General features: G+C 62.3%; 13 protein-coding genes. 4 read left to right on the forward strand and 9 right to left on the reverse strand.

Annotation, left to right across the window (positions count from 1 at the left end; translation table 11 throughout):
* Nucleotides 1-97: 97 nt before the first annotated feature.
* A complete protein-coding gene (locus OCL88_RS12825; RefSeq protein ID WP_166186786.1) occupies nucleotides 98-358 on the reverse strand; it encodes a hypothetical protein in 261 nt (86 codons plus the stop codon).
* A gap of 45 nt (nucleotides 359-403) precedes the next feature.
* On the reverse strand, nucleotides 404-601 hold the full coding sequence (locus OCL88_RS12830; protein ID WP_062094694.1) for a hypothetical protein: 198 nt from the start codon (nucleotides 599-601) through the stop codon (nucleotides 404-406).
* A gap of 269 nt (nucleotides 602-870) precedes the next feature.
* Here OCL88_RS12830 and OCL88_RS12835 point away from each other — a divergent pair, with 269 nt between their 5' ends.
* Nucleotides 871-1,641, forward strand: a complete 771-nt coding sequence (locus OCL88_RS12835; RefSeq protein ID WP_410868834.1) for a putative protein N(5)-glutamine methyltransferase — start codon at nucleotides 871-873, stop codon at nucleotides 1,639-1,641.
* A gap of 274 nt (nucleotides 1,642-1,915) precedes the next feature.
* Entirely contained in the window at nucleotides 1,916-3,538 is a 1,623-nt protein-coding gene (locus tag OCL88_RS12840) for an MFS transporter (RefSeq protein WP_264962750.1), read from the forward strand.
* 115 nt (nucleotides 3,539-3,653) lie between these two features.
* Here the strand turns inward: OCL88_RS12840 and OCL88_RS12845 are convergent, their stop codons facing one another.
* The 6 genes from OCL88_RS12845 to OCL88_RS12870 are packed head-to-tail and all read right to left on the reverse strand — an operon-like array spanning nucleotide 3,654 to nucleotide 10,601.
* A complete protein-coding gene (locus OCL88_RS12845) occupies nucleotides 3,654-4,823 on the reverse strand; it encodes a fumarylacetoacetate hydrolase family protein (RefSeq protein ID WP_264962751.1) in 1,170 nt (389 codons plus the stop codon).
* On the reverse strand, nucleotides 4,824-6,305 hold the full coding sequence (locus OCL88_RS12850) for an aldehyde dehydrogenase (NADP(+)) (protein WP_264962752.1): 1,482 nt from the start codon (nucleotides 6,303-6,305) through the stop codon (nucleotides 4,824-4,826). It abuts the gene before it with no gap.
* 25 nt (nucleotides 6,306-6,330) lie between these two features.
* Nucleotides 6,331-7,518: a mandelate racemase/muconate lactonizing enzyme family protein gene (locus OCL88_RS12855; RefSeq protein ID WP_264962753.1), complete on the reverse strand. Its 1,188-nt coding sequence runs from the start codon at nucleotides 7,516-7,518 to the stop codon at nucleotides 6,331-6,333.
* Between the two features lie 10 nt (nucleotides 7,519-7,528).
* Nucleotides 7,529-8,362, reverse strand: a complete 834-nt coding sequence (locus tag OCL88_RS12860) for a carbohydrate ABC transporter permease (RefSeq protein WP_264962754.1) — start codon at nucleotides 8,360-8,362, stop codon at nucleotides 7,529-7,531.
* Nucleotides 8,359-9,342 (reverse strand): carbohydrate ABC transporter permease, encoded by a 984-nt coding sequence (locus OCL88_RS12865; RefSeq protein ID WP_264962755.1) that lies wholly within the window; start codon nucleotides 9,340-9,342, stop codon nucleotides 8,359-8,361. The genes OCL88_RS12860 and OCL88_RS12865 overlap by 4 nt, the downstream gene beginning before the upstream one ends.
* Entirely contained in the window at nucleotides 9,342-10,601 is a 1,260-nt protein-coding gene (locus tag OCL88_RS12870; protein WP_264962756.1) for an ABC transporter substrate-binding protein, read from the reverse strand. The genes OCL88_RS12865 and OCL88_RS12870 overlap by 1 nt, the downstream gene beginning before the upstream one ends.
* A gap of 110 nt (nucleotides 10,602-10,711) precedes the next feature.
* Between OCL88_RS12870 and OCL88_RS12875 the strand changes: the two genes are divergently transcribed.
* On the forward strand, nucleotides 10,712-11,452 hold the full coding sequence (locus OCL88_RS12875; RefSeq protein ID WP_264962757.1) for a FadR/GntR family transcriptional regulator: 741 nt from the start codon (nucleotides 10,712-10,714) through the stop codon (nucleotides 11,450-11,452).
* Between the two features lie 8 nt (nucleotides 11,453-11,460).
* Here the strand turns inward: OCL88_RS12875 and OCL88_RS12880 are convergent, their stop codons facing one another.
* On the reverse strand, nucleotides 11,461-12,870 hold the full coding sequence (locus tag OCL88_RS12880) for a PLP-dependent aminotransferase family protein (RefSeq protein ID WP_264962758.1): 1,410 nt from the start codon (nucleotides 12,868-12,870) through the stop codon (nucleotides 11,461-11,463).
* Between OCL88_RS12880 and OCL88_RS12885 the strand changes: the two genes are divergently transcribed.
* On the forward strand, nucleotides 12,869-13,801 hold the full coding sequence (locus tag OCL88_RS12885; protein WP_264962759.1) for a DMT family transporter: 933 nt from the start codon (nucleotides 12,869-12,871) through the stop codon (nucleotides 13,799-13,801). The genes OCL88_RS12880 and OCL88_RS12885 overlap by 2 nt on opposite strands.
* The last annotated feature ends 20 nt before the right edge of the window (nucleotides 13,802-13,821 follow it).

Below are 13,821 nucleotides of genomic sequence, written 5' to 3' on the forward strand. Positions count from 1 at the left end.
AAATGAGATGATCAGAACCTTCCTGTTGCGATAACCGCTAGAAACCGCCCGCTCAGAGCAACCACAAATGCTGGTCAGTTGGGCTGGAAAGTGGTGATTAGGAGGAGTGCGGCATCTGCGGTCGGCTGGTCCGGTGGATCGCTGTCACAGCTGCTCCTTGTCCCATCCTGCCGTGGGCCTGGTTGCGGTCCTTGGGATGACGTTTCTTGCCGTTCCCGTCCGGCCACTGCCTCGTTTGTCCGGTGCCGAGGGTTGCTGCGATGGCGGTCGGCTCGGGCATGGGGGCCATGTCCATGGACTCCACCAAGTGGCTTGCTACCTCGGGGTTGATGTTGCCGGATTCTTGATTGGCGGTCATGGTTCTTCCTTTCTCCGATGAAACGAAGGGACTTCAATTTTAGGCCTACCAGCGGACCTTTTTCATGGTCTTGGCCTGCTTTCCGCTGGCGTGGGTTGGCTTGTGCCCCTTGCCGGTGCTTTTCCAGCCATCGGGGGTGCCGCCGCCGGATTTGCTGGCGAGCATGGCCCTCTGGGCGTCGGTCAGTTTGGACTTAATGCCACCCGAGGCGGCTTGGTTGTTGTCGGGGGTGTTGGCAGTCATTAGTGGACTCCTCAAAGGTTTTTACAATCCTGGAGAGGCGCACGAACCACGGCGTCACGGTGCGATCATGATGCAAAAGAGGCGACAACGGGAACGGCGTGGAGGCAGGGCCTCAACAGGCGTGGATTTTTGTCGGGTGAAACTCGGCGGCGCACAAAGGCACAGGCCGGTTTACTCAAAAATCAGTGTTCCCATGCGTCACACCTTAGCTACCTTGCCCGATGTTTGTGAACCCCTCCGGGCACCGTGATTTTGTTAGCATGACCCCAATGTCTCCGGATCCTGCCGTCGTCCTCGCGCTTCGTGCCGCCGGCTGCGTCTTCGCAGAGGAGGAAGCCGGACTGCTCATGGGAGCCGCCCGGAACGAGCAAGACTTTGTGTCGATGGTGCAGCAGCGCATCAGCGGGATACCCCTTGAACACATCCTGGGGTGGGCCGAATTCTCCGGAAGCCGCATGGTGGTGGAGCCGGGCGTTTTTGTGCCGCGGCGTCGCACGGAGTTCCTGGTCCGCCAGGCGGCCTTGGTCGCCAAGCCAGGCGCCGTCGTCGTTGATCTGTGCTGTGGTTCCGGTGCCATCGGCGCTGCCTTGAGCGATCAGCTGGGCAGTTGCCAGCTATACGGCGCGGACATCGACCCTCTGGCTGTCGCATGCGCCGCCCGGAACATCGGCCCGCGTGGCGGCCAGGTATTCCAGGGTGACCTGTTCGAGCCACTGCCCCCGGAACTTCGGGGCCGCGTGGACGTCCTACTGGTCAATGCCCCTTACGTTCCCACCGGCTCGATCGCCATGATGCCGCCGGAGGCCCGCCTTCACGAACCCCTGACAGCGCTCGACGGCGGCAGTGACGGTTTGGACGTCCAACGTCGCGTCGTGAGGGACTCACCGGAGTGGTTGTCGCCCGGCGGAACACTGCTGATTGAGACCTCGGACGAACAAGCCTCGGCGACCGCCTCGTTGATGGTCGACGCGGGGCTCCGGGCGAGCGTCCTTTTCGATGGGGATTTTGGGGCAACGGTGGTCCTCGGACGGTGGCCCTAGGGGTGCAATAGGTTAGCTTTCGCGGTGAAAAAGCCGCCGTTTGATGTACTTCACTAAACAATTTATAACGGCATGCGGCCGGCACCTACTTCCCTGTTATGACGGGGCAAAACCGGGCAAAGAGAAGTAAGATTGCTTAGCAATACATGCCCCGAAGTGGCCCCAAAAACCGATCCCAACTCGGATTGGTGTGCAAAACCGCGTAAAATTGAACACCTGCCCAGAGCGGGGCAGCAGAAGTCGCAAGCAAATGACCTCCCTAGGAGAAGCCCAAATGCCCATAGACCAAAGCAACACCGTCTCTCCGGATGGCGCAAGGAACGCCTCCGGAAACAAGGTAGCGGCAGGCCCGGAACCGGCCTCCGCAAGAGTAGGTAAAAGCACCAAGAAACCGAAGCTTCGGACGAAGCGCCGGTTGAAGGAATCCGATGTGAACGTCGTGGACCAGCCGATGCTGAAGAAAGCACTCGGCGGCACGATCGTCGGCAACACTATGGAATGGTACGACGTAGGTGTCTTCGGTTACCTCATCACCACCATGGGACCCGTATTCCTCCCGGAAGCTGACCCGTCCGTCCAAACACTCTTCCTTCTGGGCACGTTCGCCGCCACCTTCATCGCACGCCCCCTTGGTGGAGTTGTGTTCGGTTGGCTCGGCGACAAGATTGGCCGCCAGAAGGTTCTCGCGGCAACCCTGATGCTGATGGCGGCAAGTACGTTCGCCGTCGGACTCCTGCCTGGCTATGCGCAGATCGGTATCTGGGCAGCAGCACTCCTGGTGATCCTTAAGCTCGTCCAGGGCTTCTCAACCGGCGGTGAATACGCCGGCGCAACCACGTTCGTGAGCGAATACGCTCCGGACAAGCGCCGCGGCTTCTTCGCCAGCTTCCTGGACATGGGCAGCTACATTGGCTTCGCGCTCGGCGCAGCCTTGGTCTCGGTCCTGCAGCTCACGCTCGGACAGGGAGCCATGGAGGAATGGGGCTGGAGGATTCCGTTCCTCGTTGCCGGTCCGCTCGGCATCATCGCTGTATACTTCCGGACCAAGATCGAGGAATCCCCGCAGTTCCAGGCCACCCTGGATGCGCAGGAAGCCATCGCCAAGAACGCTGCTTCGCAGGACGTCCATGCCAACAAGGGTCCCATCGGCATCATCAAGGCCTACTGGCGCCAAATCCTGCTGGCCATGATCCTTGCCGCCGCAGCCAACACTGTTGGCTACGCCCTTACGTCTTACATGCCCACCTACCTCACGGATTCCAAGGGCTACGATCCCGTCCACGGCACCTTGCTGACCATTCCGGTCCTGGTGATCATGTCTCTGTGCATTCCGTTGACCGGCAAGCTCTCCGACCGTATCGGCCGCCGCCCTGTGCTGTGGATCGGCGCAGGCAGCACCATAGTCTTCTCCATCCCTGCCTTCATGCTCATTGGCATCGGCGAGGTATGGTCCACGCTGTGCGGCCTCGCCCTGATCGCTTTCCCGGTGACGTTCTACGTCGCCAACCTGGCCTCGGCACTGCCGGCGTTGTTCCCGACGTCCAGCCGCTACGGCGGAATGGGCATCGCCTACAACTTCTCCGTGGCGATCTTCGGCGGAACCACGCCGTTCATCGTCCAAGGCCTGATCGATGCCACCCGCGACGACATGATGCCCGCGTACTATCTCATGGTTTGGTCCATCCTCGGCGGAATCGCGATCTTCTTCCTGCGTGAATCCGCGAAGCGCCCGCTTCCGGGCTCCATGCCCAGCGTGGACACCGAGGCCGAAGCCCGTGAACTCGTGGAAACCCAGGACACCAACCCGCTCATCAACCTGAACGAGATGCCGTTCGATGGCCAGCCCGTAAGCGATGCTGCCTTTGGCCGGGACAAGAAGGACCTGACACCTGCTTAGGAATTACTTGCCTGCAACTTCTGCGCGCGTATCCGATAGTTCGCGGTAACCAAACCGCCCACCGTAGCCACCACCCACAAGGCGCTCTCCTTGAGGTTGGTGGCTACGGCTGTAACTAGGCCTTTTCCAGTCCAGCCAGGTAGCTGAACAGGGCCCTGATCCCAAAGGTCCACGGCTCCATGTCTTCCGTGTTCCGGACCTGGTTCACCAGCATTCCTAGCTGCGCGCTGCTAATGGTCACAACGTCACCGCTCTTGTGGGTGAAGCCGAGCCCTTCCGCCTCACGGTCCTGCGTGGGGGCGAAGAGCGTTCCGGTGAAGAGGGCAAAACCGTCAGGATATTGGTGGTGCCGGCCGTGCGCGGCCGCTACGAGTTCCTCGAAGGAACGGCTGATGTGGCTGAGGCTGTTCCGGCCCTCAAGCCGGTGACCATCGGCCCCTTCCACGTTCAGGGTGATCTCTTCAGACCGAAGGGACTCCAGAGTGAACCCACCATGGAACAACCGGATAAACGGGCCAACCGCGCACGAGGCATTGTTGTCCTTGGCCATTCCCAGCAGCAGGGCACTTCGCCCTTCCACGTCCCGGAGATTCACATCATTGCCGAGTGCAGCACCCTTGACCCTGCCCGCGGAATCGACCAAGAGGACGAGTTCCGGTTCGGGATTGTTCCACGAAGAAAACGCGGGAATACCAACGCCGGAACCATAACCCACGGCTGACAGCACAGGAGCTTTGGTAAATACCTCCGGGTCCGGGCCGAGCCCCACCTCCAAGTACTGGGACCACATGCCTTGGGCGGCCAGGATCTTCTTGGCTTCCAGGGCCTGTTCGGATCCGGGACGGACAGAAGTCAAACCGCCGTCGAGGGCTTTGTTGACGCTCTTCCTAACTTCCGCAGCACGGTTGAAGTCACCTTCGCACCGTTCCTCGATGACACGTTCCACCATGCTCTCCACGAAGGTCACGCCGCAGGCTTTGATCACCTGGAGATCCAAAGGCGCCAGGAGGAACGGGAGGTTACGGTCCCCTGACGTAGAGTTTTGGACCACCTCCCCCAACGTCCAGGGAAGAAAGTTCGAAGCGCTGTTGAGAACCAGATGGGCGGGATCGTCGTTTTCCAAGAGTTCCGACACGGTGCCAAACGCCGGGGTCAGGTCCACAAGTTCCTCGCCCCGGACCGCGACTACCCGCGGGCCCTGGCTGTTCGGATCCCAGACACGCCCAACCAACACGGAATCAGTTCCGTCCGACGGCAGGATATCCGCCAGGCTTCCGTTATTCACTCACTTTTCCTTCCCGATTGGTGATTCCCAGACTCCATCCACCCGGCGCCGGATCCGCCACGGATTGTCATCACGCAGCGGTGCCGGCAGTTGGGACGGCGGGAAGGAATCGTAGGCCACAGCCCGCATGAACCGAGCGATCGCCGCCGTTCCCACGGACGTGGTGGTTGCCGTAGTGGCCGGGTACGGTCCGCCGTGGTGCTGTGCATAGCTCACCGTCACACCTGTGGGCCAGGCGTTCCACAGCAACCGGCCGCAGCGTTCCCGCAGAGTGGACAGCAGATCCGAGACGTCTTCGTGGGGTTCGGCATGAACGGTGCCGGTCAGTTGCCCCACCATTAATCCTGCCAGGGAGACCAGGTCATCACCTGGGTGATACTCCACTACTACCGCAGCCGGTCCGAACATCTCCTGTTCAAGGATTCCGGGATGTTTGCGGACGTGATCAGCCGTGGTCTTCAGGATAGTAGGGTGGGGCGCCTCGGAATCGTCCCCTGCCAACAGCACGTCTACACCGGGTGCGGCCCGCACGGATTCCAAGGCCCGATCGAAGCCTTCCCGCAGTCTGGGGCTAAGGAGCGGGCGGCGCGGCTTGCCTGCGACTTCCCGTTTGAGAATGTCAGAGACGTCATCACCGTTGCCGGTTAAGGCGGAGGAGTCCCCCGGGACAAAAAGAAGCCCAGGTTTGGTGCAGAACTGGCCCATCCCCATAGTGAATGACGACGCGAAACCGGCCAGGATCTCATCGCGTCGCGACTTCCAAGCAGCTTCAGTGACGAACACAGGGTTGATGCTGCCCAGTTCTCCGTAGAAAGGGATGGGTGACGGGCGTCGTGCCGCCCGGTCAAACAGCGCCCTTCCTCCGGCGGTGGAACCAGTGAAGCCAATAGCCATTACCAACGGGTGGTCCACCAGGCATTCAGCTGCCGCCCGTCCGATGATGGTGGAGAAAAGTCCCTGCGGAGCACCTGCCGATTCCAACGCTTCCTCCACGATCGCACCTGTGCGCAGGGCAAGCTGCAGGTGGCCTTCGTGGATCTTATGCACCACTGCACACCCGGCGGCGAGTGCAGATGCGCTGTCTCCACCCATGACGCTGAACGCGAAGGGGAAGTTGGAGGCCCCGAATACGCCTACGACGCCCAGAGGCACGGAGACGCGACGGATATCCGGCCGCGGACCCATCCCCCACGTCGGATCGGCGTGGTCGATGGTTGCGTCCAGGTGTTCTCCCCGAACGACCTCCTCCGCGAACAACCGTAGTTGGAAGACGGACCTCTTGAGCTCGAAGGAAAGCCTTCCCTCGTCCAAGTGGGTTTCTTCTTGTCCCAGGGCCACCAGCTCATCTGCATTCGCTTCCAATGCAGCGGCGATGCCCCCTAACCATGCGGCACGCGTGCCCGGGTCGATGTCCCTTGCTTGTTCGTAGGCCGCGTGGGCGGCGGTGATCCTGGTGTTTGTTTCCTCGACTGTGGTGAACATTGTCCCTCCTTCCACGTTTGGCTCCCTAACCCACCGGAGTGGTTTCCAGGTTGAAGAACGACCTCGCGTCCGGGGGACGGATATCCGCTACCGCATCGGTGAATATCCGCATGGGGTGTGGCGTGTAAGGGTGTTCAGCGATGGCGTCGAAGTCGAGTTCGATGCCCAGACCAGGTCCTTCCGGGATGAGGATGTCCCCGTCCTCGGTCAGCGTCAGCCGTTCACTGGAAATTTCGCTTCGCCACGGCACGTCAGTGGCCATGATTTCCAGGTAGCGGAAGTTCGGCACCATGGCGCCGAGCTGCAACGTGGCGGCCGTGCTGAGAGGTCCGCTGGGGTTGTGCGGGGCGAAGGGAATGTACTGGGAGGCAGCAAGCGTGGCGATGAATTGCAGTTCCATCAGTCCACCGGCATGCGTGACGTCCGGCTGTACGTAGTCAACGGCGTGCCGGCCCAATGCCGGCACGAACGTGCTCCGTCCGATCCAACGTTCTCCTGCGGCGATGGGTACGGGAGACTTGGAACGGATCTCCACGAGGGAATCGATCCCATCCGGCGGGCACGGCTCCTCGAAGAACATAGGATTGAATTGTTCGATTTCGCGGGCCACCTTGATGGCGGTTGGGACATCGAACCTGCCGTGCCCCTCGATGAACAGCTCGACGTCGTCCCCCACCGCTTCGCGAACGGCGGCCACGGGTTCCAGCATCCGTTTAAGGTCCCGCGGTTCCAGGGTGAGGTCGGCAGCTTCAAACGGGTCCCATTTCAGGCCCCTGAATCCTTGTCCGATGGTCTGCACGGCTGCTTCGGCAAAGTCTTCAGGAGTTCGCGCCCCGGAAAACCACCCGTTGGCGTAGGCCCGCACACGGTCGCGGACCTGGCCGCCGAGCATGCGGTGGACCGGCACGCCCAAGGCACGCGCCGAGACATCCCACATGGCCATTTCCAGAGCGCTCAACGCAGTCATGGAAACGGGCCCGCCCCGCCAGTACGCATCCCTGTTGAGGTGGTAGATCGTCTCTGTGATGCGGGTCGGGTCTTTCCCTCGTACCGCGTCCGCGAGGACAGCAACGGCACCGACAACGGCGTGTTCCTGCCCTTCAAGGGTCGCCTCGGCCACTCCAGTAATTCCTTCGTCGGTGCTGAGCCTGACGAAAATAAGGTTTGTCCGGTAAAAATCGACAACCACGGTATCGAGGTTGGTTATTTTCATAAGTGAGTCTTCATCCCTTAACCGCGCCAGCAGTCATGCCGCTGACGACGTATCTCTGTGCAAAAAGGTAAAAAGCGACTGCGGGCAGGGTGAACAGCAGGCCCACCGCCATGATGCTTTGGATAGAGGTGTCCTGCTCGCCGATGAAGCCGGCCACGCCAACCGAGGCCGGTTGCAGTGACTTGTCGAAGACGAACGTGACCGCAAAGACGTACTCGTTCCAGGCGCTGAAGAACGCGATGACGGCAGCAGCTGCAATCGCCGGCGCGATGAGCGGCAGGATGATGCGGAACAGTACCGTGGGCGGATTGCTTCCGTCCACGCGCGCGGCCTCGTCGAGATCCCGCGGGACTCCGTCAATGGCTCCCTTGAGGATCAAAGCAACCACCGGCAGGGTGAAGGCCGTGTCCGCGAGGATAAGCCCGTGCAAGGAATTCAGCAGGTCGAACCTGCGGAAAACGGCAAACAGGGGGACAACCAGCAATGCTTCCGGAAGCATCTGGGTGAAAAGCAGGGCGAGACCGACAGTTGCTTTCCCCCGGAAACCGAACCGGGACAGTGCATAGCCCAGGGGCACACCCAAGGCGATGGACAGCGCGGTGGTGCCGGCCGCCACGATGAAGCTGTTGGTCAGCCACCCGACTACTTGGCCGTCAGCCAAGGCATCGCTGAAAACGTTGAGCCTGGAGAAGTCCGGAAGCAGGTTGATCGACGTGCCGAAGAGGTCCTCATCCGATGTCAGTGCCGTGACGAACATCCAGTACACCGGGAAGATGGCGAGCCCCAGGACAACCAGGACGGCCAGCATGCGTGCAGTCACGCCAAGGTGTAAGCGGCGCATCATGCCTCCTTAGCGGCCGCACGGGCGACCAGTCGACTACCGATAATGACGATGAGGGAGATAACGATGCCCACCATCCCGATCGCGGCGGCTGTCCCGAGTTGTTTGGACTCGAAGGCCTGTGAGTAAAGATCGATGACCAGTGTCCTGGTGGAGCCCAGGGGTCCGCCGCGTGTCATGAGCCAGATGAGCTCGAATCGGCGCAGCGACCAGATGGTCATGAGCACGGCGACCAAACCGATGGTCGGTTTCAGCACCTGCCAGGTGACCACGCGGAAGATCATCCACCGGCCGGCACCATCAACCTGGGCGGCTTCGACGAGTTCCTGCGGCACACTCTGCAGCGCAGAGAGGAGGACGACTGCAACGAACGGGACCAGCTGCCAGATGGTGGTCATGAGGATGGCAGCCAGTGCCAACCGGGGGTTATCCAAAACGCCGTTCTCGCCGGGGTCTATTCCCAAGCCCTTCAGCACCCGGGTAAGGAGGCCGAATTGCGGGTTGAACATCCATACCGCGATGAGTGCCACCGCGATTCCGGGAGCGGCCCACGGCACGGTGACCAACGAACGGGCAACTGCCCGGCCCGGGAACCTGCCGTTCAGCAGGAGAGCCACTACCAACCCCAGTCCTACCGAACCGACGACGCAGGCGGTGACATACAGAAGGGTGGTGAGCAGGGTCTGCCGGAACGACGCATCCCCGAGGACGGACTGATAGTTGGCCAGGCCAACCCAAACGTTCAGGGTCGGATTGAGCAGCGTTGTCCTGGTGAAACTTAGCCAGACCTCCTGCAAGAGCGGGAAGAGCTGGAAGATACCGATATAGAGGACTGCCGGGGCAAGGAAGAGATACGGCGTCCACGGACTGCCGACTGCGCTCTTGCGCCGGCGCTTGCGCGGGGACGGGGAAACGGGGTTGGAAGTGTTCCCGGTCCCCGGGGACCGCGACAGCAGACGCGGTCCCCCTTTTTGGCCGCTCATTACCTAACCAGCTCCTCGGCCTGCTTCTGGGCCTTCTCCATTGCAGTCTTCATGTCCTGCTGGCCCTGGAGGGAGGAAAGAACCTCGGTAACAACAATGCGGCGGATGTCCGCGGTCTGCGGGCCGAAGCCGTTGACAATCTGCGGAACACCGGACTCAGTCAGCTTGTCCAGCTCCGGGAGGAAGGGGAACTTCTCCAAGCTCTCGGCGCTGCGTTCGGTGGGAGTCGCGACGCTGCTGGCGCCCAGTACTTCCTGGAGCTTGACCTGCTGCTCGGGCTTCAGGATCCACTGGATGAAGTCGAGGGCGGCATCCTTGTGCTTGCTGTTGGCGTTGATGACGATCGGCGCCAACAGGGAGCCCTGCTTCTGCTCAGGGAACGGGATCCGGGCAACACTGAAGTTCAGTGCCGGGTTTGCCGACTTGGTAGCGGTCACGTAGCCGCCATTGTTGAGCTCCATTCCGACCTTGCCGTTGGCGAACATCTTGCGGAAGGTTGCTGCGTCCGCGCCCTTGGGGATGACGTTGGCGTCGTAAAGCTCCTTGTACTTTTCCAGCCCTTCAATAACCTCGGGCGAATCCAGGGTGAGCTTCCCGCCGTCGGACCAGTCACCGCCGAAGCCGAGCACGTAGTTGTAGATGTCCTGCCAGACGCCTGCTTCTTCAGCTTGTGTCTGGCGGAAGGCCAGGCCGTAGACGTCGCCCTTGGTGGTGGCCTTGGCAGTCTCCATGAACTCATCGAAAGTCTTGGGAGCCTCCGGGATGAGGTCCTTGTTGTAGAACATGCCGTAGTTGGAGTTCTCGAAGACTACGCCGTACCGGTGTCCGTCGACATTCAGGTACTTGTCCGGCCCCGCAATCAGGTTGAGCTTGGAGGCGTCGATCTTGTCATCGAGTGGCTCAAGCAGGGCAGAAGCTGCTGCCGTGGAGAACTCGGGCATGTCAAAGCGCACCAGGTCCGGTCCTTCTCCACCGCCCATCTGCGTCAGGACCGTCTGGCCGAAGGTCGGGTACGGCACCGAAGCGGGTTGGACAGTTACCGTGTCCTGGCTCGCGTTGTACTCATCGATGAGCTTTTGCAGGCCCGGCCCGCGGCCCGGGTCTCCGAGGGTGGAGGCGGCGAAGGTGATAGTCGCCGGCTGGGGGGAGCCGGAGTCGTTCTCCGGGGACGGCGAGCAACCGACAAGAACGGTGGCTCCCACTGCGACGGCGGCGAAGACAGAGAGAGTCTTAGCGCGGCGGTTGGGGCGAAATGGCATAGCTACTCCTTCGTATGCATCTTTCCGTGAGACGTAGCCCACATATGTGAGTATTATTACTAATAATAGGTATAAAGGCAATAGTCGGGTTGAAGGGGTAGTGTATCGCCATGACGAACCTGCACTCCGAGCTGGTGGACATGCTTGGCCTACGCATCGTGCGCGGAGACTACCCTCCCGGAACGCGCATCGATGTGGACTCTCTGGAGCCGGAGTTCGGAGTGAGCAAAACCGCCATGCGGGAAGCCCTGCGCGTCATCCGCGAAAAGGGCTTGATCGATTCCTGGCCCCGGCGGGGAACGATCGTCAACGACAGAAAGTCATGGAAGCTACTGGACAGCGACGTCATCAAATGGCGGCGCGCAGCACGGCGCGACGACGACCGCCTCTTGGCCGAACTCTCCCAGTTGAGGGACGTCATTGAGCCGGCCGCCGCAAAGCTCGCTGCGCGGTTCAGGAAACCCGAGGATCTTGAGGCCCTTGAGAAAGCCTTCGCCGAGTTCGAAGCCTCAGGCAGGGATGTTGAACGGCTCGCAGCAGCGGACCAGGACTTTCACCTGAGCCTGCTGCGGGCTACGCACAACGAACTCATGATGCGCCTTGATGTGGTGATCGTGCACGCGCTCAGCGCGCGGAACCGGATCCAACACCACCCGGGAGGCCACTGGCTGGATCCGGTACCCGATCACAAATCCATTTTGGATGCCATCAAGAAGGGCGATCCGGAAGCGGCTGAGGCAGCCATGCGGTACGCGATCCGCGAATCGGATGTTGATTTGAGCAGCGGTGAGCCGGAATTTGAATCCCCCCTTGACCTTCCGGGGCTCGATACAGAACTGCACTCCCGCTAGCGCGGAAGCTACAGCTGCCCTTTCAGCGCCGCACCGATAATCCGCACCCCTTCCGGGAACGCTCCCGGGTTGGGCCCGGCATAGTTGAGCCGGACATACGGCCCTTCGGGTTCGGCAGGGAACCACTCGGAACCTGCGGCGATCAGGACACCGGCCGCCTCGCAATCCTTGGTGAGGCGTTCGGCGTCGACCCCGTCCGGAAGCCGCAACCAGAGGTTCAGGCCGCCCTTGGGCAGGTGCGTCAGGTGGGCCTCCGGGATGTGCTCGCTGAGGCTGGTGGCCAGAAGGTCCCGCCGCGACTGCAACTGAGCCGAGACTCCCCGGAGGTGGGTTTGCCACCCGGGCTGGGTGACGACGTCGAGCGCGGCCGCCTGCAGGAGGCCGCTGACGTACATCGACTCGGCGGCTTGGGCGGTAAGGATCCGCTCCCGGGCCGGGCCGCGGGCGACCACCGCCGCCACGCGGATGGACGGGGACACGCTCTTGGTCAGCGAACGAATGTAGAGGACGTGCCCCGAGTCGTCCTTGGCGGCGACCGGCACTGATTGGGCAGTGATTCCGAAGTCGTGGGCCCAGTCGTCCTCCACAAGGAAAGCGCCATGGGCCCGCACCACGTCCAGGACTTCCTCGCCGCGCCGAACCGACCACTGGGCACCGGTCGGGTTCGCGAAGTTGGGTTGGGCGTAGAACATGCGGGCGCCCGTCTCTTCGAAAGCACGAGACAGCTGTGCGGGGTCAGGACCGTCCGGCCCGCTCGGTACCGGGACCACGCGGACACCCGCCTGCGCGGCCGCAAGCAACGCGCCCCAATAGCTGGGCGACTCCACCAGCAGCGGCTGGCCGTGGCCCACCAGGCCGCGGAAGATCGAGCTCAGTCCGCTTTGGCTTCCAGGAAGCACGACGACGTCGCCTGGCTGGGGCGGCGTCACGCCAACCGGCGTTGAGGTACTAAGTTCCTGCGCGAACCACGACCGCAGCTCCGGCAGACCCGCGACGGGCGGCCTGGACAACGCGGCCTCGCCACGCGCCGCACGGGTCAGTGCCGAACGAACCAGCCTCTCGGGGAGGAGCTCGCGCGCCGGGTACCCGGAGTGGAAGGCAATCACATCATTGGACGCACTCCGCATCGCAGCGGTGTTGGTTAGCCGGGGTGCCTGGAGCGCACCAAGGGCAGCCGTCTGCCACCCATAATCCACCGGACGCGCGGTGCGGTAGGCGCGGACGAACGTTCCAACGCCGGGACGGCTCTCGATAAGCCCTTGGGCGGTGAGTGTCCTCAGTGCCTTCTGCACTGTCACGGGGCTCGCTTGATACTCCGCCACGAGTTGGCGCGTGGAAGGCAGTCGGGCCCCGGGGGCGGCTGCGGCAATCCACTCTTTCAGTCGCGAGACTATCCGTGAACTGCTATCGTTGTTCATGAACCAACATAGTAGCGCTACTCTCATTCAGTCGCCAGCGTTACCCACGCCCACCGCATCCGGAATTTGGTGGGGGCTTGTGGGCGTGTTCGCCTTCTCCTTCACCGTTCCCTTGACGCGGGTGGCCGTCGATGGGATGTCGCCCCTGTTTATCGGAGCCGGCCGGGCAGTAACAGCCGCCATCCTTGCTGCCGCTGCCCTGGCAATCACCAAGCAACGCTTCCCCCAAGGCATGCAGTGGTTGCGCCTGGCAGTAGTCGCCGGCGGAATCGTGGCCGGGTTCCCGCTACTCACCACCTTTGCCCTGACCAGCACCTCCGCGAGCCACGGCGCCGTTGTCATTGCCCTTCTGCCGGCAGCAACAGCGACTGTGGCCGTCATGCGGGGACGCGAACGTCCGAGGCCCCTGTTCTGGGTGCTCACGGGAGTGGGCGTGGTGGCCGCAGTGGTTTTCGCCCTGGCGCAGTCGGGCGGCTTTGGGTCACTTCACTGGGCTGACCTTCTCCTGCTCGGAGCCGTTGTGGCCGCCGCTATCGGCTACGCGGAAGGCGGCCTGTTGGCCCGCGAACTGGGTGCATGGCAGACCGTCTCCTGGGCCTTGGTGGTGGCTTCGCCCGTCATGGTCCTGTTGACGGCCATGTCGCTGGCCTCTGGCTTCCCTTCCACGACGCCGGCCGGTTGGGCGGCCTTTGCCTATTTAGGCGTGGTCAGCATGTTCCTCGGGTTCTTCGCCTGGTACCGCGGGCTTGCCATCGGGCCCATGGCCCAAGTCAGCCAGATCCAGTTGGTACAGCCCGTCATGACCATCGCGTGGGCAGCTCTCCTGCTCGGCGAATCCCTCACCCTGACCACCGTTATCGGCGGTCTCCTGGTGATCCTCTGCGCAGGCGCCGCCGTGCGCGTGAGGCTCGCGCCGCCGTCGCGCCCCTAACCCAAGCTGAAAGGACACTT

It is taken from the genome of Paenarthrobacter sp. PAE-2, from assembly GCF_026013155.1.
Taxonomy (GTDB): domain Bacteria; phylum Actinomycetota; class Actinomycetes; order Actinomycetales; family Micrococcaceae; genus Arthrobacter; species Arthrobacter ureafaciens.

Excerpts from the sequence above, each read along its gene's own strand:
- OCL88_RS12825 (WP_166186786.1), bottom strand. The coding sequence starts at position 358 with ATGACCGCCAATCAAGAATCCGGCAACATCAACCCCGAGGTAGCAAGC.
- OCL88_RS12830 (WP_062094694.1), bottom strand. The coding sequence starts at position 601 with ATGACTGCCAACACCCCCGACAACAACCAAGCCGCCTCGGGTGGCATT.
- OCL88_RS12835 (WP_410868834.1), top strand. The coding sequence starts at position 871 with ATGTCTCCGGATCCTGCCGTCGTCCTCGCGCTTCGTGCCGCCGGCTGC.
- OCL88_RS12840 (WP_264962750.1), top strand. The coding sequence starts at position 1,916 with ATGCCCATAGACCAAAGCAACACCGTCTCTCCGGATGGCGCAAGGAAC.
- OCL88_RS12850 (WP_264962752.1), bottom strand. The coding sequence starts at position 6,305 with ATGTTCACCACAGTCGAGGAAACAAACACCAGGATCACCGCCGCCCAC.
- OCL88_RS12855 (WP_264962753.1), bottom strand. The coding sequence starts at position 7,518 with ATGAAAATAACCAACCTCGATACCGTGGTTGTCGATTTTTACCGGACA.
- OCL88_RS12860 (WP_264962754.1), bottom strand. The coding sequence starts at position 8,362 with ATGATGCGCCGCTTACACCTTGGCGTGACTGCACGCATGCTGGCCGTC.
- OCL88_RS12865 (WP_264962755.1), bottom strand. The coding sequence starts at position 9,342 with ATGAGCGGCCAAAAAGGGGGACCGCGTCTGCTGTCGCGGTCCCCGGGG.
- OCL88_RS12870 (WP_264962756.1), bottom strand. The coding sequence starts at position 10,601 with ATGCCATTTCGCCCCAACCGCCGCGCTAAGACTCTCTCTGTCTTCGCC.
- OCL88_RS12875 (WP_264962757.1), top strand. The coding sequence starts at position 10,712 with ATGACGAACCTGCACTCCGAGCTGGTGGACATGCTTGGCCTACGCATC.
- OCL88_RS12885 (WP_264962759.1), top strand. The coding sequence starts at position 12,869 with ATGAACCAACATAGTAGCGCTACTCTCATTCAGTCGCCAGCGTTACCC.
- OCL88_RS12880 (WP_264962758.1), bottom strand. The coding sequence starts at position 12,870 with ATGAACAACGATAGCAGTTCACGGATAGTCTCGCGACTGAAAGAGTGG.